Source organism: Longimicrobiaceae bacterium (assembly GCA_036375715.1).
Taxonomy (GTDB): Bacteria; Gemmatimonadota; Gemmatimonadetes; order Longimicrobiales; family Longimicrobiaceae; genus DASVBS01.
The window spans coordinates 1-18745 of sequence record DASVBS010000034.1 but is presented as its reverse complement, the minus strand read 5'-3'; the positions used below and the strand labels follow the sequence as shown (position 1 = coordinate 18745).

26 protein-coding genes are annotated in these 18745 nt (G+C 64.6%); 1 reads left to right on the top strand and 25 read right to left on the bottom strand.

The features are described 5' to 3' along the window. Positions 1-35: 35 nt before the first annotated feature. The 24 genes from VF167_06940 to VF167_06825 all read right to left on the bottom strand — a co-directional run bounded on the left by VF167_06940 (position 36) and on the right by VF167_06825 (position 18208). A complete protein-coding gene (locus VF167_06940) occupies positions 36-455 on the bottom strand; it encodes a hypothetical protein (GenBank protein ID HEX6925148.1) in 420 nt (139 codons plus the stop codon). Positions 456-467: 12 nt separating this feature from the next. Then, a complete protein-coding gene (locus VF167_06935; protein ID HEX6925147.1) occupies positions 468-614 on the bottom strand; it encodes a hypothetical protein in 147 nt (48 codons plus the stop codon). Positions 615-769: 155 nt separating this feature from the next. Further along, positions 770-1396, bottom strand: a complete 627-nt coding sequence (locus VF167_06930; protein ID HEX6925146.1) for a dihydrofolate reductase family protein — start codon at positions 1394-1396, stop codon at positions 770-772. A 16-nt stretch (positions 1397-1412) separates the two neighbouring features. Next, a complete protein-coding gene (locus VF167_06925) occupies positions 1413-1865 on the bottom strand; it encodes a DoxX family protein (protein ID HEX6925145.1) in 453 nt (150 codons plus the stop codon). 370 nt (positions 1866-2235) lie between these two features. Next, the gene (locus VF167_06920; GenBank protein HEX6925144.1) at positions 2236-2655 is read right to left on the bottom strand and encodes a hypothetical protein; all 420 of its coding nucleotides are present in this window, start codon (positions 2653-2655) and stop codon (positions 2236-2238) included. A gap of 203 nt (positions 2656-2858) precedes the next feature. Further along, a complete protein-coding gene (locus VF167_06915; GenBank protein HEX6925143.1) occupies positions 2859-3047 on the bottom strand; it encodes a hypothetical protein in 189 nt (62 codons plus the stop codon). A 43-nt stretch (positions 3048-3090) separates the two neighbouring features. Continuing rightward, a complete protein-coding gene (locus VF167_06910) occupies positions 3091-3864 on the bottom strand; it encodes a hypothetical protein (protein HEX6925142.1) in 774 nt (257 codons plus the stop codon). Positions 3865-4026: 162 nt separating this feature from the next. Beyond that, complete coding sequence (locus tag VF167_06905) at positions 4027-4398, bottom strand: nuclear transport factor 2 family protein (GenBank protein HEX6925141.1); 372 nt, start codon at positions 4396-4398, stop codon at positions 4027-4029. A gap of 461 nt (positions 4399-4859) precedes the next feature. Then, positions 4860-5378, bottom strand: a complete 519-nt coding sequence (locus VF167_06900; GenBank protein ID HEX6925140.1) for a GNAT family N-acetyltransferase — start codon at positions 5376-5378, stop codon at positions 4860-4862. Positions 5379-5443: 65 nt separating this feature from the next. After that, the gene (locus VF167_06895) at positions 5444-5791 is read right to left on the bottom strand and encodes a VOC family protein (protein HEX6925139.1); all 348 of its coding nucleotides are present in this window, start codon (positions 5789-5791) and stop codon (positions 5444-5446) included. Positions 5792-5891: 100 nt separating this feature from the next. Then, the gene (locus tag VF167_06890; protein HEX6925138.1) at positions 5892-6356 is read right to left on the bottom strand and encodes a hypothetical protein; all 465 of its coding nucleotides are present in this window, start codon (positions 6354-6356) and stop codon (positions 5892-5894) included. A gap of 631 nt (positions 6357-6987) precedes the next feature. Continuing rightward, positions 6988-7362, bottom strand: coding sequence for a VOC family protein (locus VF167_06885; GenBank protein HEX6925137.1), 375 nt, complete (start codon positions 7360-7362; stop codon positions 6988-6990). A gap of 274 nt (positions 7363-7636) precedes the next feature. Then, complete coding sequence (locus tag VF167_06880) at positions 7637-8986, bottom strand: Gfo/Idh/MocA family oxidoreductase (GenBank protein HEX6925136.1); 1350 nt, start codon at positions 8984-8986, stop codon at positions 7637-7639. Between the two features lie 11 nt (positions 8987-8997). Further along, positions 8998-11064: an FAD-dependent oxidoreductase gene (locus VF167_06875; protein HEX6925135.1), complete on the bottom strand. Its 2067-nt coding sequence runs from the start codon at positions 11062-11064 to the stop codon at positions 8998-9000. A gap of 249 nt (positions 11065-11313) precedes the next feature. After that, complete coding sequence (locus tag VF167_06870) at positions 11314-11715, bottom strand: nuclear transport factor 2 family protein (protein HEX6925134.1); 402 nt, start codon at positions 11713-11715, stop codon at positions 11314-11316. 407 nt (positions 11716-12122) lie between these two features. Further along, positions 12123-12557, bottom strand: a complete 435-nt coding sequence (locus tag VF167_06865) for a VOC family protein (protein HEX6925133.1) — start codon at positions 12555-12557, stop codon at positions 12123-12125. 97 nt (positions 12558-12654) lie between these two features. Further along, positions 12655-13059: a hypothetical protein gene (locus VF167_06860; protein HEX6925132.1), complete on the bottom strand. Its 405-nt coding sequence runs from the start codon at positions 13057-13059 to the stop codon at positions 12655-12657. 7 nt (positions 13060-13066) lie between these two features. Then, complete coding sequence (locus VF167_06855) at positions 13067-13504, bottom strand: VOC family protein (GenBank protein ID HEX6925131.1); 438 nt, start codon at positions 13502-13504, stop codon at positions 13067-13069. A 166-nt stretch (positions 13505-13670) separates the two neighbouring features. Further along, positions 13671-14276 (bottom strand): class I SAM-dependent methyltransferase, encoded by a 606-nt coding sequence (locus VF167_06850; protein HEX6925130.1) that lies wholly within the window; start codon positions 14274-14276, stop codon positions 13671-13673. Positions 14277-14300: 24 nt separating this feature from the next. Further along, the gene (locus VF167_06845; protein ID HEX6925129.1) at positions 14301-14534 is read right to left on the bottom strand and encodes a hypothetical protein; all 234 of its coding nucleotides are present in this window, start codon (positions 14532-14534) and stop codon (positions 14301-14303) included. A gap of 215 nt (positions 14535-14749) precedes the next feature. Then, the gene (locus VF167_06840; GenBank protein HEX6925128.1) at positions 14750-15289 is read right to left on the bottom strand and encodes a hypothetical protein; all 540 of its coding nucleotides are present in this window, start codon (positions 15287-15289) and stop codon (positions 14750-14752) included. 65 nt (positions 15290-15354) lie between these two features. Then, positions 15355-15723: a VOC family protein gene (locus tag VF167_06835; GenBank protein HEX6925127.1), complete on the bottom strand. Its 369-nt coding sequence runs from the start codon at positions 15721-15723 to the stop codon at positions 15355-15357. Between the two features lie 327 nt (positions 15724-16050). Next, positions 16051-17199: an alkaline phosphatase gene (locus tag VF167_06830; protein ID HEX6925126.1), complete on the bottom strand. Its 1149-nt coding sequence runs from the start codon at positions 17197-17199 to the stop codon at positions 16051-16053. Between the two features lie 259 nt (positions 17200-17458). Beyond that, positions 17459-18208 (bottom strand): hypothetical protein, encoded by a 750-nt coding sequence (locus VF167_06825; GenBank protein HEX6925125.1) that lies wholly within the window; start codon positions 18206-18208, stop codon positions 17459-17461. Between VF167_06825 and VF167_06820 the strand changes: the two genes are divergently transcribed. Further along, complete coding sequence (locus VF167_06820) at positions 18207-18437, top strand: hypothetical protein (protein ID HEX6925124.1); 231 nt, start codon at positions 18207-18209, stop codon at positions 18435-18437. The genes VF167_06825 and VF167_06820 overlap by 2 nt on opposite strands. Here the strand turns inward: VF167_06820 and VF167_06815 are convergent. Further along, on the bottom strand, positions 18434-18745 hold a 312-nt coding region (locus tag VF167_06815; GenBank protein ID HEX6925123.1), incomplete at its 5' end, for an isoprenylcysteine carboxylmethyltransferase family protein. The two genes, VF167_06820 and VF167_06815, sit on opposite strands and share 4 nt — an antisense overlap.

Sequence of the window (18745 nt, the reverse complement as noted above, 5' to 3'; positions counted from 1 at the left end):
TCCGGAACCAGGATGAGAAACCGGAAACTTCGCAATCAGCGCAACGTCTTGCGGACCACGAGCTTCAGACCCGACCAGACCTCCGTCACCGCGCAGACTTTCACATCCACGAAACCCAGCGGCAGTGCCACCTCGCGGATGATATTCTCGCTGATGTCAGTCTCCACACCGGACGACTTTTTCGGCCATGACACCCACACCGCCGCGTCGGGGCGCACCTGCTCGCGGAGCGCACGCAGACGCCCCTCCATGTCCGCCCTTCGCGTGACAAAAAGGTGCACGATGTCGACCGCCGGTCCGATCCGCTCAACGATCGCCGCGTTTGCGGGTAGCGCACCGAGTCGATCGAGGTAGTCTGGTGGCGCGCCGACTGCCAGGAGGCTGCTCCCCTCCTTGATCCCGAGCTTCTGCGCCAGCGAGCGACCGGAGTAACCTGGCGTCGTGGGGGGTGGCATGAGTGCGACGGCTCAGCTGCGAATGGCGGGTTTGCATCCCCGAACCGAAATCATGGGTGGTTGAGAGAGGTCCAGGACCCCGGCTCGCACGTTCTCGCGGTGACGCTCGATCTCGTCCTCGGCTACCAGGCCGCTGCTCAGCAGATCACCTCGAATCATGTCGATCGTGGCAATCTCCAGCGGTATGCATTCAGGCCTGGCGATCGGGGAATATGCCTCCGCGGCACCGCTGCTCTGCTTCGACCTTCTGGTTGTCCAGGAGGTATCCACGATCCGACATCGATTCTCCATGCGCGATGGACGCGAGGCGCAGATCACGCCCCACCCGCCTCAGTGCGGCGGTAGGTGTTCACCAGGACCCCGGATTGCAGAGGACGGCTCTGGACCAGGGCGAGCCTAGTGGGCGCGAAGCCATCGGAGAAGAGCTTCTTCCCGCTACCCAGCACGAGCGGGTAGACGACGATCCGGTACTCGTCCACCAGGTCGTGCGCCGCCAGCGTCCGGATCAGCCCGGTGCTCCCCCACACGCGGATCTCTCCGCCGGGTGCCGCCCGCAGCTTCTGCACCTCAGTCGGGAGGTCGGCGCCCAGAAGGTGCGAGTTCCGCCAGCCTAGCTCCGTCAGCGTGCGCGACGCAACGTGCTTGGGGATCCGGTTGTACCTTCGGGTCAGCTCGCCCTGCAGGCCTTCCGCATTCTCGTCCCACACGCCCCAGGAGCGGGCGAAGATCTCGTACGTCTTGCGGCCGAGCAGCAGTGCCTCGGTCCCGCGCTCCCATTCCCCGATCAGCTCTCCGACCTCGCCGCGCTCGTCCATCTGCGCGTCGTAATCCATCCCCCAACCACCGTGCTCGAACCCGCCTTCGCGGTCTTCATCGGGCGCACCGACACCCTGCACCACGCCGTCGAGGGTGACGAACGCCTGCACCACGATCGTGCTCACATCTGCCTCGCTCGCCCTAGCCTACGAAGGCATCCGCCGCGGAGCGGCTGACGTTTCTCGCCTGGATCGGCCGCAGGCGCCACCGACCGTACGCCACGAACGCGGCCAGGAGGAAGAGGATCACGGTTGTGACCGCCGAGCTGTTCTCGCCTCTCGAGAGGTGCAGTACGGTAGCACTGGCGACGACGAAGGCGAGACAAGCGGCAGCCAGCGGGGTCAGCCACGGCATCTTCCGCGTAGCCGCGGGCAGGAGGAGGCCGATTGCACCGGCGATCTCCGCCACCCCGAGGAAGAGTCGGAACGCCACGCCGAGCGACTCGTTGATGATGGGAAGAAGCTCCGGTGGGGGAGCAACCAGCATCCAACCGTGCGCCGCGAAGGCCGCGGCAAGGAGCAGCTGCAGGATCCAGAGCGCGATGTTCATCGGCGAGGTCTCGTCCGTAGAGTGGGTGATTCTGATCGGTTTCACCCCATGCGTCGTAGGAGGCCCGGCGAGATCGACAAGTGCTCGATCCCGGGAGTTGATTCGCGCCAGCACGGTGGCAAAGTACCGCCGGCCATCGTGGCGGAGCGTAGTCGGCGCGACGATGCGCGGCGGTACTGCAATCAAAAGGTTCCAGGAAGCAGGTTTGGGTGACCCAGGCCGATGGTGGCGTTCCAGGTGCGGCCGTCACTGAACAGGCCGACTGCCGAGCTCTGCTCCCAGGCGCCGGATAATGCGGGCAGTGGGCTGCTCCAGGGGCGCTGAGGGGGGAACTGGCGAAATCGGGGCCGTGCGGCCGACAAGGACGAACTGAATGCACCTCCCTCACCTCGTCGAGAGAGTACGAGCAGAGATGCTACCGCTGCGCAACCTTGCCGCGTGTCCGTTGCCGGTTGGACTTGAGCGCGCGCCTCAGCGCTCGCTGCAACTCGTCGGCCCGACGGGTACCGAGGCGGATGGTCTCGCCGTTCTTGAGTACCACGTCTACGGTTCGGAAACCGGTGACACGGTACAGGTAGCCCAGCCGCGATGCGCGAATCCCCCAGCCCTGATGCCAGGGGGCTTTGCTGATCGAGACCTTCGTGATCTCCTTGAGTGGAACGCGACGGCCCGCACCCATCCCCAGGCTCACGTGCAGCTCGTCGGAGTTCACCTCGATGGTGATGCACCAGACGAGCAGCAGGCAGATCGCCGGGACAAGCAGGATCGGGATGATCAACACCGGGCTGGCCCCGGCAACGAACAACACGAAAACCGAGGAGCCTAGAACCAGCAAGGATGCAGCCAGAAGCCCATAGGCTACCTCCCTGCTCCTGTAAAACACCTCGACAAGGGCGGGGCGCAGAGGATACGGCGGGAACGCAGGAGCCACCATGTCGCTAACACCAGGATCGAAGGGACGGAGGAATCTGGTGGCCTTGTCCGCGACCTTCCTTTGTAACCTCTGTGTCATCCTTCGAGCTCCTCACCGCGAATAGTTCAGTCGCGCAGGCGACGTCGCGAAAGCAGGATGATCATCACGCCGGCGACGATCGCCACAGCTCCGTAGACCGCCCACTGCCGCTGTCCCGTCATGAAGCTGCCGGGCAGCAAGCCCATGCCCTGCAACAGCCATACGAGCCCGATCAAGGCGATCAGCGCGCCGACAATCGCGAATAATGCACGCATCGCAACAGGTACCCGCAGATAGTACCTACCCGTAGAAAACCTGCTAGTTCATCAGTACCGGGAACCGGATGGTGAGGATGGCATGGATGATACTCCACGCAATCACCACGATGGTCCAGAGCTTAGCCCGCCTGCTGAGGGGAAGGCCACCGCGCAGCATCGAGATTCCGAGCGGGATCAGGGCAATGCAGAGCCCCACGATGGCAAGCGACCAAATCTCCGTGCCTTTGAGGGTGCCGATCGGAAGCATCACCATGAGGCCGAGTGCAACGGAGCGGAACCACCCGAGCGTGCCCGAGCGATACGCGCCGATCGCCAGGAGCACCCACCCGATCATGATCGCGCCGTTCAGGTACCGGAAGATGTGAAAGGCCCGATACGAGTGAGACACGGCCTGGACCGCCATGTTCAGGTTCTGAACCCGGACGAGCTGGAAGGCGAGGTGGTCCACGCCCGCGGAGAAGGTGCGGTTGAAGAGACCGAGGACGGCGAGGCTGCCAGCCCATGCCGCCCACACTCGATTCCATCTCCCGATCAGATTCGCAAGGGCGATGATTCCGAAGCACAGCACGACGCTGCCGATCGAATAGAGGCTGTACGCCGCGGTGATCAGCGTTGGGTGCGCCTGGTAAGCGGCGAGCTGCTGAGGGGCAAAGAAGTGGAACGGGCTCCGGAGCAGTGCGCCGCTAGCGATCAGGATGGGACCCAGGATCAGACTGCCCCCTCCGACCCAGCGACCCGGAAAGGAGAATAGCTCGTCCGCCTGGGCGGTGCGGACTGCACTGGCCTGCGACAGCTCTATGGAGTCGACGGTCACTCTCTCACCTGGCATCGGTAGCAGCGTCCGAGCAGAAGACCGGCCAGACCGTTGGCCGCGTGGGCGTGGATGAGATCGTCTGCCGGGTGCACTCCATACGCGGACCTGCTCCGTCCAGGTTTCGCCATTCGGGCTGGTAACATCTATGGGATCGGCTCCAGCTCAGCTGGTGGTGGTCGGAGGCTTCGGGTACGGCGCGCTGTCGAAATAGATGCCGAGCGAGGTGATCTTCCCGTCCTCCACCTCGAACACTTCCGCAACGTGGCTTTCGAATGCCGGGCCACCGGGCGGCTGCAGCTCGTAGCGAGTTAGCGCGCAGACATGCTTGCCGTCCGCAATGATGCGCTCGACCTCCAGCGCCGTCACCATCGAGTAGAAGCGCCGGATTCCTTCAATGCTCCCCTGCTTCCCGGCCACGCGCTTCACCGGGTGAGTAAAATTCGTAAACCGCAACTCGTCGGAGAGGAGGCTCTCCCATCCTTCCTTCGCCCGAACGCGGGCGAGATAATCGGAAACCAGGTCTTTCGGTGACAATTTCAATCTCCTGTGGGAGGAAGGAGAGGTCGCGTGGGTCCGTTGTTGACCGCAGACGGTTGCACAGAGGACGCATTGTCCGTTTCCGCGCTCTGCGTCCCCGATGTAATCCTCTGTAACCTCTGTGGTTACCGCCCTTTATGCCCTCCCTCGCTAAGCACATCCGTCTGCTGATGGAATGCAAGCTTCCAGCCAGATTCATCCGGTACATACGTGCTGCTGCAATAGACGACAATGGGTTGCTCCTGATAATTCCAGCGTGCGGTGGCCTTGTAGACGAGAATGCGGGCGTCGTCGTGCCGCGGGAACGGTGCAGACGTGGCCGAGTTTGTACGCCACGGCCCCGACGCGGCAGCCGAGCATTGAAAGGTCCGGGAGGAGGAAGGGGAGGAGGAAGCCCACGCAAACCGTCTACAGGGGCCCGCGGACGCCACGATTTGAGGGTTATGTTGTACACTCAGTCAGGTCGAATCAGGGTCGTCGCCCTTTCTCGTTCTGACGTACACGACCTGGACGAAGGTTTCACCGGTCTGTTCGATGCGGTTGACGACACGCTCGATCTGACGAAACCCAGCCTTTGCGGCTACTCGGTGTCCGGCCGAGTGATCTTCGTCTACGTACAGGAGAACGCGATCAAAGTCGCCCTCTTCCAGTGCCCAGGAGGTCGCCAGGAGGGCCGCTCTGGTTGCCAACCCCTTCCCCCGCTCCGGCGGCGCGATTCCATAAGCGAGCTCGAGCTCGCAACCCTCGCGTCGCGACATATAAACGAAGCCGACCAGACGGCCGCGCTCCCGGATCGCCAGCGTGGCGCCGTGCGGTCCGCCCGGCGGACACCATCCCGCCAGAAACTCATCGATGCGCGCGCAAGCCCAGGCATACGGGTCTCCAAGGGGCGGCGATCCGGAGACCCAGATGCCCTCCAGAAGCACCGGATCAGCACCGTACGCGGCCAGCGCCGGAGCATCGGCCGGAGACGGCATCGAAAGCTCCAGGTCCCCATCGACGAGAGCCTTCGAGGGAGGATGGGGTAGATAGGAGATGTACGTCACGCCCCTATCTCAACCGTGAATCCTCCGGGCGCCTTCATATAGAAGCCGTAGCTGTGCCCCGTATCCTCCGGGAGGGGAGCTTCGAAGCCGTCCTCTCTGAGTCGACGGTTGATGTCGTCCACATTCTCGGCGCTTTCCACGAAGAACCCGACGTGGAAGTTGCCCGGGTAATCGACCTGGCGCGCTTTCATCAGGGTCAGGACGAACCCCCATCGGTCCGGCGCATCGGTCAGGAACGCCATGCCCGCGTTCCCGCCGACACGACGCATCCCCAGGTATTTCTCCAGGAACTCGCTCGCGGCGCGAACGTCGGTGACCGCCAGGTTGAGGTGGTTGAGCTTCATGGCGCGGGACAGGGAGTGGGATGAGAGGAGGTGCCATGGCGCAACGCTGCGGCCTGCGGCGTTCGGAAGCTTCAACTCGGGCGAGGTGCACCCAGAAAAATCATATCACATCCTCTACCCGACGCAAAACCTGGGGCTGAGCGGCAGGATCGCGCGGCAGAGCCGGGGCGGACTTGGGCCGGTAGGTAAAGTGTAGTCGCGCCACGGCCGCCGCAGCCGCCGCGGGCGTCAGGAGCAGGAACAGCGTCGGCGAACCGAGGAGAACACCGAGCGCCGCCCCCGCCACGGATGCCAGGAGCGGCTCGGTGATCACCCGCCACAGAGGCGCACGCCGGAGCACCGCCCAGGAGACGGTGGGAGCAATGACGGCGCCCATCGCGCCAAAGACACCGGCATTCCAGAGATAGTTGGCCAGGTCCGCTGGCGGAGCGCCGCCTACAATCTTACCGAGCACGGTGAGCGCGAGTCCCACGACTGCGCCGGCAGCTGCTCCGGCAAAGGTGAGTCCAGCAGTGATCCAACGCCGGGTCGGCCGCGCGGGATCGATATACCGGATCTTCGCCATAGTGACCTGTCCGCGTTCGGGTGAGGCTACTCGAGGGGCAGGAGGAATGAGCACGGTGTCTGGGTGAGAAGCTGTGGAGGAGATCGCCGGAGCACACCGGTCCCATTGACGGACTACCGGTGCGAGATTTGGAGGAGCGCGGTCGTGGAAGATTCGGCGTCCCTTATTGGCTGAAGATCAGTTTGGAGCACCTGTAGAGATCGCGCCGAGCGTTGCCGAGCAGAGGATACAATGCCTCCGCTCGGCGATCGCTGCAAGCCTTGGTCAGACCCGGCGAAGCACGGGTGGCAGTGAGCGCCTCCAGTTGGCGAGTCCGGGAACCATTTCCCGCCGTCCGAAGAAACGCTCGAAGCGGTTGAAGTGGTCTTTGAGAGAACGCATGGCAACCTCGCTGGATGAAGGTGGTGCTTCGACGAGCTTTGCCTTCTCCCAATGCGAGGCGGGTGCCGAGTGGCCGCTAATGCAGCAAATGCAATTATGGCAGGGGCTTACGCGCGAGTCGCTCCGAACTGATGTAGGACCGAAACGGCCGGTACTGGGACGCGTTCTTCCCACGGGCGAACGCACTGATCGGGTAGAAAAGTGCTGAACTGGTGAGCATCGCGCCCGGCGGGAGCTCGCCCTGAACCAACTACTGCGCAAACCGCTGCAGAGGTGACCTGTCCCCCACGAACCAGATATGTCCGAAGGGGTCCAGGAATCCGCCCTGACGGTGAGTTCCCCAGGGGGCCAGGTGATCGCGGATGGGGTCGAAATCTCCGTTGGCACCCGCCTCCACGGCCCGCCTGATGAATGCGTCGGGATCGTCGCAGAAGACCTCTACTCGCAAGGTGGTCGTCCCCAGAGCCTCAGGACTCTCCCATCCGTTCGCAGCCGGTTCCCCGACAAAGAAGCGGGCACCGCCGATCTCCAGCCCCGCCACAGAGCCCAGGTTCCACAACTCGGTCGCGCCCAGGGCGCGTTTGTACCAGGCGACCGCGGCCGGCGCGCTCCGCACTGCAAGCATCAACGAAATGACCGGCGGCGAGGTCTCGTTTGTCACTAAGGTCGCGTAGTCGAGAGTAGATGTTAAATACAGAGGTCGCAGAGGCTAACACGGAGGGCGCAGAGGACAACGAGCCGCGATACGAAATTGGGCGAAGCCTGTAATTCGTAATTCGTAATTCGTAATTATCGGTTTCCGTCCTCTGCGCCCTCCGTGCTAGCCTCTGTGACCTCTGTGCAGCCCTCTGTAACCTCTGTGGTTACCCCTCTTTACCGCTCCTGCCGTTACCGAGCCTTCACAACACCCACGGCAGGCGCCAGGACTCGCGCAGCAGCCGCTGCGCCTCCGGATTGTCCACGATGGCCTCCCTCTCGTCGTCCCAGCGAACCGACCCGCCGCTGCGAAGCGCGATATTGGCCAGCAGGCCTGCCTTGGTGAGTTGATGCCCGTAGCCGACGTTGCACGTGGTGTTCAGGTTCCGCGAGCGGATGCCATCGAGGAACTCGCGCAGGTGGCCCGGAGAATCGGGAATGTGCACCGACGGCTCGGGTAGCTCCTCCTGCTTCTTCCCGTCCACGTACACCTCGTGCCGGTCGTACGAGGTCACCAGCGTCGCCTGGGTCCCCTCGAACACGCAGCCGATGTGGCCCATGTGCTCGAAGCCAGGCAACGGCCGGGGGTGCAGGCGGAAGACGAAATTCAGACCGGGAAAAGCGAGCTGCGCTTCCATCGTGTCGGGCGTCTCGGTGCCGTCGTCGAGGTGGAACCGTCCGCCGATCGCCGAGACCGTCTCCGGCGCCTTCAGATCGAGGGCCCAATACGCCACGTCCGCGATGTGGCACCAGAAGTCCATGAACTCGCCGCCGGAATAATCCCAGAAGTAGCGCCAGGTAAAGTGGGAGCGCAGCGGGTTGTACGGCCGGCGGGGAGCGACTCCGAGCCAGAAATCGTAGTCCAGCCCGGGAGGTGGCGTGCCGTCGGGCGGATTGCCCCGACCTTCGGTGTTGGAGGCCTTCCAGAGGTGAACACGGGTCACCTTGCCGAGCTGGCCGCTCTTCACCCGCTCCACCACGCGACGATAGTTGGGGAGGTCGTTGTGGATGTGGTTTCCCATCTGGGTCACGCGCTGGTAACGCGCCGCGGCATCCGCCATCGCCCGCCCCTCGGGGATGCTGTAGCTCAGCGGCTTCTCCACGAAGACGTCCTTCCCCGCTTCGCAGGCGTGCACCGTGGGGATGGCGTGCCAGTGGTCGGGAGTGATCACGACCACGGCGTCGATGTCCGACTCGTTCAGTAGATCGCGGTAGTCATGGAAGGCCTTGGGCAACCGCCGCCCACGCTCCTGCACGAAAGCGATGGCCTCCTCGACGTGGTTGGCGTCGACATCACAAACAGCGGCGACGTCCACGTCCGGTTGCTCGAGGAAGCCGCGCAGGCGCGACATCCCCATCCCGCCCACACCGATGAATCCCAGCACGATGCGGTCGGCCGCGGAGGCGCCGCTCGCGCCGAATCCCCGCGCCAGCATCCGGTAGTCGAGGGCCGTCAGGCCGAGCAGTCCGGCGCCGGAGCGTCGGAGGAAGCTACGCCGGTCGAGGACGGCGTCTCCAGCGTGTCTGTTCGGGGTCTTGGAAGTCGGGTTCATCGAACTCTCCTCTACCGCACGGGCACGAACAACACTGCATCCGCCAGCACTGCACCGTCGGCGCCCTGCGTGCCGATCTCCAGCCACGCCTCCTGCGCGGGGTCGAACGAGTACTCGCCCAGCGACACCCACGACACGATCCCGTGCTGCACGCCCTCGGTCTCGCGCCGCAGGTCGATCGTGCGCTCCTCGGTTCCACCTGCATGCCGTATTGCAACCGGAGCATTGCTCGCCAGGCCGTCGACTGCCGGCCAGTACAGGTAGACCGTGTATAGACCCGCCGTACGGATCTCGGGCGTGAAGCGCACCGAGCCTCCGTCCCCACCTTCACTGCGTAGAACGGACAGCCCGTACGTGCCGCTCGGCTGCTCCCGCTCCCACTCGCCGCGGATCGTCACCTGCTCGGTGTAGCTATCGTCCACCAGGACCTCGGGCGTACTGCCGTCCGCAAGCGGATTCTCACGCAGCTCCTGCTGCAGCGCCGGTACGTCGATCTCCTGCACAGCAACACCGGCATCGATCGCCATCGTCGCCGCTACCGCCGTGGCCTGACCGAGAACCATGTAGACGGGCTCCATCCGGATCGACCCGAAGGCGATGTGGCTGGCGGAGAGCGCCACGGGGACGAGCAGATTGGTGACCTCTTCGCGTTTGGGTGTCAGGGAGCGATATGAGATCGGGTAGGGCGGAAATCCGCCGACCTCGACGTTCCCCTCGTTCTTCACCATCCCGTTCACCACCACGCGCTGGGTATTGTGGCTGTCCATGGTGTAGGCCGCCATGCCGACCGCGTCCGGCGCGACCTCGGTGCCGCGGGCGTTGTGCTCGGTCATGACGTATTCACCCACCAGTCGGCGCGCCTCTCGCACATAGAGCTGATGCGGCCACCCATCCGTGTCGAGGAACTCATCGGGGCAGTAGCCCCAGCTGCGCATCTCCTCACGGATGATCTCAGGAACGCGTGGATCGGTAGCGATAAAGTACAGCAGGCCCTTCTGGTAGCGCTCGTGCTCCCTCCAGATGCTGTCGCGAGTGGCGTAATCGGCCTCGGGGTAATCCCAGTTTCGGCCGATGAAATCAGTGGAGAAGCCGCCGCGGTTGTTCCAGTCCGTCTTCCCATTGGGCATGCGGCTGATGATGAAGCCGTTCTCCAGACTGTCCCACGGCCGCGCCTCCATCAGGCGCACCAGCAACTCGTAGCGCCGCGGGTCGTAGCCCTCCGGCGCCGAAATGGGGATGCGGTTGTCGCCCTGGCAGAGGGCCATGCGGAAGTTGTACGCCTGGACCTTCCGGTCGCCGGTGCCGTTCGGCTCTACCCCTACCCCGCTGATCTCCGGGAGGAGGCCGCTGGTGGAGTCCCCCTCGACCACGTACGGATCGACCCCGTCGGGAAACTGGTGGCCGGTCATGAGCTGCACGCCGTCGATCGTCTCACCATAGACTTCGTTCCCCTCACGACCCACGACGTACGAGGCGCCCGCCATCGCCATCAGGTCCCCCTCGTAGCTGGCGTCGATGAACTGCCGCGCGGCCACCACCAGATCGGGCGCTCCCCCACCCCCACCCGCGTATTCGAGGGTGACGGTGCGGATGTCCGTGCCCTCCTTCGACAGAGACTTCAGACGGCGCGAGAAGAGCACCTCCACCTCCGCCTCGTCGACGTAGCTCTCGAAGACCTGCTCGGCCACCTTGGGCTCGAACTGCCACGCCTCGAAGCGGCCGTAGACGCGGCCGACACGGCGGTAGAAGTCGAGGCCCAGACCCGTGACCGCGTACTTGTTGCCGATGTCGGTCTGGCCGAGGCCCCCCGAGCTCATGCCGCCCAGGTGTCGCCCCGGCTCGACGAGCAGCACCGACTTGCCGTACATGCGGGCCGTGTAGGCGGCGATCACACCGGCCGAGGTGCCGCCGTAGACCAGGACGTCCACGTTCAGTGCCGCCACGGGAGCGTCCTGCAGAGCGGCGGGCGTGGCTGTCATGGACGGCGTGTTCCGCCCAGCGGTGCAGGCGACGAGGAGCGTCATCATCATCACCGCCGCCGCTGGAGCGGTCGCGGCCCGGTAGAGCGGTAACGTCATTGTTGGTCTATGCGGGTGACTCGCGTCCGTCTGCGATCTCCGCCGCAGCCTCGTTCATCCGAAGTCACTCGATCGCAGCCTTGCGCTACCGCGGCGTTTCGAATTCGAACCATTGATGCCGCCCGGTCGGACGGGTTGACGGACGGATTGAGAGGGGCGATCACCGAAATGCCCGGAAGGCCGCCCAGGGCCGCGAAGCACAGACACGCCTTCCCTCGGGCAGCAACGCTCCAGGCGCCGATTGCTGGCTCACCGATCTGGTTCAAGCAGAGGTGGCCGGTTCTTACGGTACGAGTTCTTCAGCGCGATCTTGCCGTTACGAAAGGTAAACAGATCGCAACCGTGCACCTCCACGCGACTACCGTCAGCCCGTGTACCGGTGAAGATCCACTCCGAGACTCCCCGATCCCCGTGCACGAAATGGCATGCGTTTCCCCAGTGGGCATCGGGGAAAACCGCCCACACATCGACAAAGGCGGTGCGCACCGCTTCACGGCCGGCATAGCGAGTGCCGCAGGCGTCCGGGCCCGCCGACGATTCGAACGCGCAGTCCTCCGCCATGAACGCCATGAGAGAATCGATGTCGTGCCGGTTCCATGCACCGCAAAAGGCTTCCAGGAGCTCCGCGGTGACATCGCTCTTGCTCATCATGTCCGTTTCTCCACTCGGAGTTGCCGTGCGGTCTCCGCGACCCCAGAACTCGCGACCCGCGGAGGTCGAGCTGGTGCCGATTTCCTACCTGCGACGATCGAGGAGCTCCGATACTCGTACGAACGAGTAGCCGTCCGCTCGCAGGCGCTGGATGATTCCTTCCACGGCCTCGAGCGACTCTCGACGGCTCGGGAGCAGGATGATCGACCCCGGCCTCACCTAGCGGCAGCACGCAGGCCAGGAAAACGAGCTTGATCCTCACGGAATCTCAGAGACGGCGCCAGGATCGCGCGCGAACTTCGCCGAAGATGACTCCGTCGAGCTCGGGTGCGGCGAGACGCTGAGCGTTCTCTGAACGCCCTCCGCCGAGGAATGGCGCGCAAGCTGAGGCCACCTGCAGCGGATCGTCAGTCGGAGGCATGCTCGCGTTCAATGAAGAACCAGCGATGACCCTCGAGATCCTCGGCCCGGTAGCGCCGCCCGGGAGGCCCTTCTTCGATGCCCGTCAGGATGGTCGCGCCCGCCGCCCTGGCACGCTCGAAATGCGCGTCCAGGTCGTGCACGTGAACCAGGACTCCGTCGATGATCCACGGGACGGAGGACCACTTTCTCGCGCGCTCGCAGTGCTCCCGATGCCGCCTCGGTCCCTCGTAGTCCGGCGTCGGTGAAGCGAGCATCACCAGGCCGCCCCCCACGTCCAGCTCGCCGTGTGCCAGCCGCCCTTCGGCGTCGGCGATCCTCGTCCGCTCGACAAAGCCGAAAGCCCGGCAGAGCCAGTCCATCGCCGCCATGCCGTCCTCGTGCGCGAGCATCGGGATGACGACCTGATTCTCCGTGGCCATGTCAAGCATCCCTGCGAAGTGGAAGACCTGTCGACCCGCGGCCGCTGCAACGGCGTGCTGCCCGCGACGCTGTTGGAACCTCTCAACCGATCACCGGCTACGCCATCGACGTGCCGATGAACCAGGGGATGAGCAGCAGGAGCAGGTAGGTGATCCACAAGAGCGGCTGTGCGAAGTGCCGCCGGCCCTGACCCACCAACCACGCCACGACCACCACGTCGAACAGAAGGGCCGCCGTCGCGAACAGGATCCCCAGCCGAAATCCCTCGCCGGCGCCCCCGCCGGAGAGCTCGAGATAGCGCCGGGCGAGGAAGTAGCTCAGGCCAACCCACAAGACGAAGACCGGGAGCGCCACCGCCCAGTTTCGCGCCAGAAGAGGGATTCCCCGAGCGTTGCGGAGCGCCGGGACGTTTGCCGCCAGCGCACCCCACACGAACCCGGCGGCAAGGAAGATCGAGGTGTAGCCGATCGCCTTTCCTGGATGAGTAAGGCCGAAGAGCATGGTTCCTTCACTGCGCAGCCGGCCAGGTCGCCTCCAGCATCAGACCGTGGACGTCGAAGAACAGCATGTTTTCGATCGAACCGATCCGGTTGGTGGGCGTCACCTCCACCCCGTGGGCGGTCAAGCGCTCACGTAGTCGCTCCGCAGCCTGCGCGTCCGGCAGAGCGAAGGCGATGTGTTGCAGTGCACCCGGAATGAAGCCGCGACTCCGGAGACCCTCGGGGAACTGCGGAATCTGAGCATCCGGATGCTCGAAAAAATGCAACCCCCAGGTGGCGGCCGCCTCCCCCGGTCGGATGAAGCAGTGGCGCTGCGGGAGCACTCCTCCGCCGGTGCGGACCTCGCCGATCGTCATGCCGAGCACGTCCCGGTAGAACGCGATCGTCCGGTCGAGGTCCGGTGTGACCAGTGCCACGTGATGAAATCCCTGCCACGAACTATCCATACGACGTCTGCAAAGCTGGCTCAACGCTCAGGACTTGGGGGCAAGCACGCCCTATGTGCGCGCCACGTTGCTAGAAGCTGCGCGAAGCTGCGAGACCTCAAACTGGGCGCCTGCTTCGTCATCAGCAACCGAACCAGCCTGAAGGGGCTGTTTGAGCACCTCCCGCCTACAACTTCTCGGCAAAGTAGTAGTGGTTGTCGCCCCCGTCCTCTGCCTCGCCGACCAGGGTCAGGCCGGCCTCGCGCAGAAGTCGCTCATACGTGGGGGCCCCCAGCGATCGCGACGGGCGCCCCGTCATGGCGTCCAGCCATTTAACGGGCTCCCGGGGTGCAGTGAACAGAAAGCGTCCCCGGGGCTCGAGAGCGCGTCCTACCTTCTCGATGACGAGCGCCTGCGCGGCCGGCTCGAGCAGGAACAACAGACCCCAGGCGAGCACTCCGTTGAAGGTGCGGTGGAAGAACTCCGAGGCCTCGGCGGTATTTCGCTCGATTGAAACGCCCGGGAATCGCTCGCGGAACGCCGCGACCATGGTCGGTGAGGCGTCGACTGCGTAGATCGTCAGACCGGCTTCCTGGAGGATCCGCGTGCTCGGCTCACCCGGACCCGAGCCGAGGTCGAGCACCGTCGCCCCCCGGGGAAAGGAGCGGGCCCAGGCTTTGATGACAGCGGCGCCGACCGAGTCGCCGACGCGAGGACGGGAGCCTCGGCCGGCAATGTAGAGGTTCGCGATCGCGTCGTATCCGTTGGATTCGTCGTTGGCTGATGATTCCATTCGGGTCTTTGCACGCGGCAACGCTCAGCCGAGGCGCTCCGCGCGCTTCTGACGGACAGCCGCAGCGGCGGCCACGGCGAGAGACACCAGCGTCAGCAACAACGCAGGGGTGACGACGCCGGCGATATCTCCGTCCTCTCCCGACTTTCCGCGGGCGAGCCCCATCAGGGTCAGGATGCCGGCCACCATCAGCACAGCAAGGGCGATCGCGCTGTACTTGACCGTCTCTAGCATGCGGATGGAGAGGGGGTCTCCCATGGTGCACCTGCTGGCCGCGAGAATAGGTCAGGCATCTGTTCCAGCCTGTGCGTCCAATCCGCCGTGCGCTCCCGCTGGACACACCCCGCCGCAAGGGGCAAGTCGGCCCCAGAGAATCTACCTCGAGATCGGTCTGCTTGCAGGCGATGCGCGAGCGCCTTTACTCGGTCGAGGCGCCCCGAGGCCGCCTTGCAGATAAGGGCCTGCCCTCTGTCTCAGCTCCGGTTGGGATAGACGATCTTGTACACACGATTGGCCAGGCCGCTGGCGGTGTAATCGACAGCCCCCCGCCGACCGCGACCCTGCGGCGTGCGGGCACCCACCGAGTGAGCCTCGTTCCACCTCCGCGCATAGATCTGATCCAGAGCGTTGCGCAGGACCCAGTTGAGTGGATCGGTCTTTTTGTACGGGCATCGCCAGATGGCCTGCTCAGCCACCGCCAGCTCGTCCGCACTCAACTGGTTCACCGGGACGAACTTGTTGCGACTGACATGGAAGCATTGCCCCCGTCCATTGTACTCATGCGCGGCGTCCTTGCCGCAGCCGCAGGCCTGGGTGCACTGGTTGACGATCGTCCAGCCACCATCTGTCACCACCCCTGTCCGACCCACGTTCCAATCGTAGTGATGGATCTGGGTGATATGCCCGTACTCCCCGGTCGCGGTGTTCTTGAAATAGACCGTGGGAAGCTCGTTCACGGGCCCGGTGATACCGATGATGTTCTCGACTGTGTAGAAGTCGTCACGGTATGCCATGGTCATCCTCCGCTGTGACACGTTCCAGGGTTGACCTGCCTCTGTCCCCTAAGTTCGACGACGGCTTACTGTTCAGTGAAACGCAGCGTGTTGCCGTCTGGATCGTCGACATAGAACTCGCGCGTGCCCCAGCTTTGATCGATCGGCCCCTGATGAACCGGAGAGTCAGGATTGGCGGGGGGTCGAAGCCCTCGCGTCGTGAATTCACGGTGCAGAGCGTCGACGTCGTTCACGCTCAGAACAATGGCCTGCCCGAATTCTCCATCTCCGGAGTGGCTGGAAAGGTAGAGGAGGTCGTCACCCCGCCTCAGGACGTTGAAGGCCGGTTCCTCCACCTCCAGGCTCTCTTCTGCCAACTCGAAGTCGAGCACCCGCGTGTAGAATCGAACGGCTGACGCCATCTGGCTGCACCGCACGATCGGTATGATTGGCATCCGTGTTTCCGGGAAGGGGTGCCTGACAAAGGCGGCGGAAGAAGAGGAGCCCAGCGGACGAAAGCCAGGGCTGAAGGGTCGTGCGCGGGACTCAACGCCCACAGTCAAGTATGCGTGCCGTCGAGCCGGTGAGCAAGTGTTTTAAGACAGGCTGTGTGTTGCGCAAAAGCAGTCTCCCACTCGGCCTGGCGGGGGGAGGGAGAGATAGCGGGGACAAAGAGACAAGGAGACGGGGGGAGCGGGTGAGAAATCACCCGAAGGCGTTTCCTGAGAGGGGGATGGCCGGGAGCGAACCTGGGTGCTCCCGGCCACGTGAGGCGTACTTCGTCAGCGGCTCGAGGCGGCGTCGGCCTGGAAGCCCAGGGCCTCCAGCATCACCTGGAAAAGGTAGGTGTTCGGGAAGTAGCCGTGGACGCGCTCGGCGCCCGCGCCGATGGCGAGCGCAGCGACCTCCTCGCCCGTGTGCGAGTCGTTGACCAGCACGTTCTCGAGGCGTGCGACGTCCTCATCGTTGTCGCTGGCCCTCCAGGCGTCGTAGCCCTCGAGCAGGTCCTCACCGGGGTGGCCACCGTCGACCTGGATGCCGAAGGAATGATCGGCCGTGAATAGGAGCAGCGTCTCGTCCAGATCGACGCGGCTCTCCACCTCCGCGATCAGCCGGTCGAAATCGACAATGTTCTGCAGTCCCCTACGCGGGTCGCTGGTGTGGGCGTCCCATTCGACTACCAGGACGTAGCCGTTCGGCGACCGCTCCAGGATGTCGAGCGCTCTGAGGGTGGCGGCGCGGGCGTCGATCTCGTCGGACACGACCACCGGGCGCGTGCTGGTGTCAGGCACCTGCTCGAGCCGGGAGAAGATCGGACGGTGTGGCTGGCTGAGTTTCTCGTAGCTGGTGCCTGCGGCTGCCAGCTGCTCCCCGATCCGCTCGCGCCCGGCGCCGATCAGCACATCGACCCCGTCCCCGAACCGCGGCGAAAAGGCTTGCGGCAAGATCTCTCCCCACTTCCCACGGTCGTTCGCATGCGCGTAGGTGGCCGCCGGCGTCGCGTCGGTGATCGCCTGCGTGGTGACCACGCCGGTCCGCAGGCCATGCTCCTCCGCGTACTCGAGCAGCGTCTTCGTCGGCGTGCCGTCCTTCTCGCCCCGCACCACGTCGGGACCCTGGCTGATCACGCCGTTCTTCGTCTTCACGCCCGTGATGATCGCCGACATGCCGTTGGCCGAATCCGAGACGTAGGCGTCCACCGGCGAGGTGTCGCTCAGCCCGAGGTATGGCCACTGCTGGACGTGCAGCTTGAGCGGCGCCGCGTAGCCGAACAGGCTGGCCGCATTGATGGCCGGGATGCCCCCGGCATCGGCGAGGAAGAGGATGACGTTGCGCGCCTGCCCCGGCTGCGGCTGCACCTGGGCGTGGGCACATCCCAGGAGTGATGCGGCGAGCAGGGAGGCAAGCAACCGGGAGGAATACCTGTTCATGGGCTTGGGTCTCTGTCTTCCGAGGTGGGTTCGACGCGGGTGTCAGTTCCCCTGAGCGAACGGCCCGCGTGCCGAGCTGTGCACGTTCGTGGTCGGGTGCGCGGTACACGCAGGGTGGAAGGTAGCGCGCGGGTGGGCCGGAGTCACGAGTTGCACGCATCCTTCGGCTTGCGGCCTGAAGATGAGATCGTCCCGCCACCCGGCGTTCCCTGCAAGCCTCAGTCAGGCCCTGTAGTCCGCAAGGCGCCGGATGCGCCAGCTAAACCCCGCGGATCGCTCCTCGTACGCGGCGTAAGGCCACCTCCAGCACCCGGCGTATGTTCTGGTAGTTCCACTCGAGGTTGGCGGTGCTGACCGAAACCTCGCTGATCAACCCTTCCACATCGGGCACCGTAGCAAGCCGTCTCAGTGCGAGAGCCGCAGAGCTCGTATCGATTGGCTGTTCCAATGAAATACGCACGCGCAACTCAGGAGACAGGACATGCGAGGTGCTCGTGGCGTAGCGCCACGCCCGGTCCCGGGCATAGTCCATCAGAAGCTCCTGGTTGTTGATCGTTTGATAGTAGTAGGTTGAGATCGCAGTGCGGATTGCGGGGCTCCTGATCAATCGCAGGTTGCCGGTCGATTGCAGCTCGAGAAACGTATACGGCGATAGACTGAATGCGGTTGCCCAACCGACCTGTTCAATGGCACGGATGAGCGAATCGGCGCTCGTCGTTTTGCCGTTCAAGGCGGCGATCAACAATCTGGCTTGGGCTCCACGCGACCGTTCGATCGAGATTTGACGATCGAACTCGACGCTATCCGCGAGGAGGTCCGCCTCCAATCGTCGGAGGTAGGACTGCTCGAGAGCGTGCTCACGGCGCGTTTCCCACCAGGAATTGATCGCGAGCGCGACGAGCACGCCGGTAAGAACGACTAAGAACTCGGCCCCGAACCAGCGCAGACGCGAAAGCCACCGGTTATCGCTCTGCTCTTCGGTCCCTGCCGCGGGGGGCGAGGTCGTCATGTTGGTCGAGTTTATCGTGGCGGTGGGTCGCGGCGTGGCGACGAGGAAGAAGCGGGGGTCAGGCTTCGGCAGGATCGAATGCGCGCCGAACGCTCCGTGGCCCGACCAAGCGGGTCAGGGTCGCGGCAAGCGTCAGGGCCAGAGCGAGGCGCGCCGCGGGCATCCCGGTGTCTCCGGCGGCGAAGCGGGTGAACTCGACAAGCGTTTGTCAGGCCGCGAGCTCGTCTAACCCCGAGACGCGGTGGGATTCCACGGCCTCAGCCTCGGCACCCAGCGCGGCACATGCGCTCTGTATGCTTCGTACTCCTCCCCGAACCGGCGGGCAAGTCCAGGCTCCTCGACCACCGGGATGTACACGGCGTTGACAATGAGCACTACTGCCGTCCACGTCCCCAGGGCGGCAGAGGAAAAGGCGAGCGACTCGCCCGCCAGAATTAGAATGACGCCGCTGATCATCGGGTTGCGAACATGCCGGTACACGCCCGTGATCACCAGCCGCCGCGGAGGGTCCCAGGGCGCGAGCGTGCCCCTGCCGCG